The organism is Stenotrophomonas sp. 05L44_2, assembly GCF_056665995.1.
This window is the reverse complement of the sequence record NZ_JBFTNR010000748.1, coordinates 1-1,994: the sequence shown is the minus strand read 5'-3', so window position 1 is coordinate 1,994 and position 1,994 is coordinate 1. Positions and strand designations below refer to the sequence as shown.

The 1,994-nt window shown below is 63.1% G+C and carries 1 pseudogene; it reads left to right on the top strand.

The features are described 5' to 3' along the window. Positions 1–113 precede the first annotated feature (113 nt). Positions 114–1,994, top strand: a pseudogene (locus tag AC1VAN_RS20150) (wall-associated protein); the annotation flags it as partial.

The following is a 1,994-nucleotide window of genomic DNA, read 5'->3' as shown; positions in this document are numbered from 1 at the left end:
ACCTGTCGGTGAAGGTAACCAATCCACGCGGACAGTCGACCACAACACGGCACCTGGCCTATGACCAGCCCACCTATGAGATGCCGTTGATACTGCAGCATCCAGAAGGGGTAGTGACCGAGATCCAGCGCGACGCTCTCGGCAAGCCGCTGGCGATTACCCGTAGCAGCGCCGACGGCAGCCAAGCGCTGACCCGCCGTTATGTCTATGACGGTTACCAGCAACTCTGCAAGACCATCGAGCCGGAAACCGGGGCGACCGTGCAGGACTATGACGCTGCCGGCAATGTACTGTGGTCGGCTGCCGGCACGGGCCTGACCAGCGCCGCAGACTGCAACCGCAGCGAAGCACTCGCCACTGGCCGCGCCGTGCAGCGCAGCTATGACGCTGCCAATCGACTGCTGGCGCTGACCTTCCCCGATGGCCGCGGCAACCAGGTCTGGTCATATACGCCAGATGGCCTGCCCGCAGAAATCAGTACGCAGAACGATGCCGGCCGTCCGCTGGTCATCAATCGCTACCAGTACAACCATCGTCGTCTGCTCAGCAGCGAGACGCTGCAACATCCAGACTTCGGCAATCTGAGCCTGGCCTATGGCTACGATGGCAACGGCGCGCTTGCCAGCAACACCTACCCGGGCGGGCGCATCGTCAGCTATGCCCCGGACGCCCTCGGCCGCGCCACATCGGTGGGGGGCTATGCGAAGGAGGCCAGCTATTTTGCCAACGGCGCCTTGGCGCGCTTCGTATATGGCAACGGCATTGTCCATGCGATGAGCCAGAATGCTCGCGGTCTTCCTGACCGAAGTCGCGATGCCACCGCTGCGGCCGCAGTGCTCGATGACAGCTACGACTACGATGCGGGTGGCAACGTGATGGCCATCTCTGATGGCTTGCCGGGTGCGCCAGGCAATCGTGACATGGCCTATGACGGGCTGGATCGACTGCGCTCGGTTACCGCGCCGGGCTTTGGCAACGCGCTGTATGAGTACGACGCACTGGACAACCTGCGCCGGGCCAAGGTCGGCAGCCGGGATCGCACGCATTATTTCGATCCGACCAATCGTCTGGTCAACGTTGTCGATACTGGCAGCAGCGCGACCGTTGTCGGTCTCGGCTATGACGTGCAGGGTAATCTTTCGATCCGCAATGGCCAGGCGTTTGGTTTCGACTACGGCAACCGCCTGCGTACGGTGGGAACGACGGAAGCCTATATGTACGACGCGCATGGACGCCGGGTGAAAGCATGGAACAGCGAAACGGGCGTGATCTACTCGTTCTATGACAATGGCGGCGTGCTGCGTTTCCAGCGCAATGAGCGCACGGGAAAGCAGACGGACTATCTGTACCTGTCCGGCAGCCTGGTGGCGCAGGTGCACGGCGAGGCTGCACCCAGTGCTCCGGCGCTGAGCGCTCCGGGCTACATCACCCAAGGCAGCGTCAACCTGACGTGGAGTCCGGCCGGCGGCGCCAACCGCTACGAACTGCAGCGCGCCCAAGGGGGCAACTGGAGCACGATTTTCGACGGCGAGGCGCAGGCATTCACCAGTAGCGGTCTGGTCACCGGCACCTATCAGTTCCGAGTGCGCGGATGCCGCGTGGTCTGTGGCGAGTGGAGCAACACCGCCTCGGTCGCCGTCGAGCTGCCGCCGGCTGCAGTGCCTGTGCTGAGCGTGCCGACAACTGCATTCAACGGCAACTACAGCATCAGCTGGTCGGCCTCTGCCGGCGCAGAACGCTTTGAACTGGAGGAGAGTGCCAATGGCGGAGCCTGGACGCAGGTTCACAATGCGGCGGGCCAATCCAAGGCATTCAGTGGCAAGCCGGCAGGCAGCTTCAACTATCGTGTCCGTGCATGTAATCCGGTGGGGTGTACCGAATACAGCAATGGCGCCGCAGTGACGGTGGTCTACCCGCCTGTCGGTGCTCCTGGAGTATCAGCGCCGGCTCGTTCGGCACCCGGCAGCATTGGCATCGGCTGGAACGGGATTGGC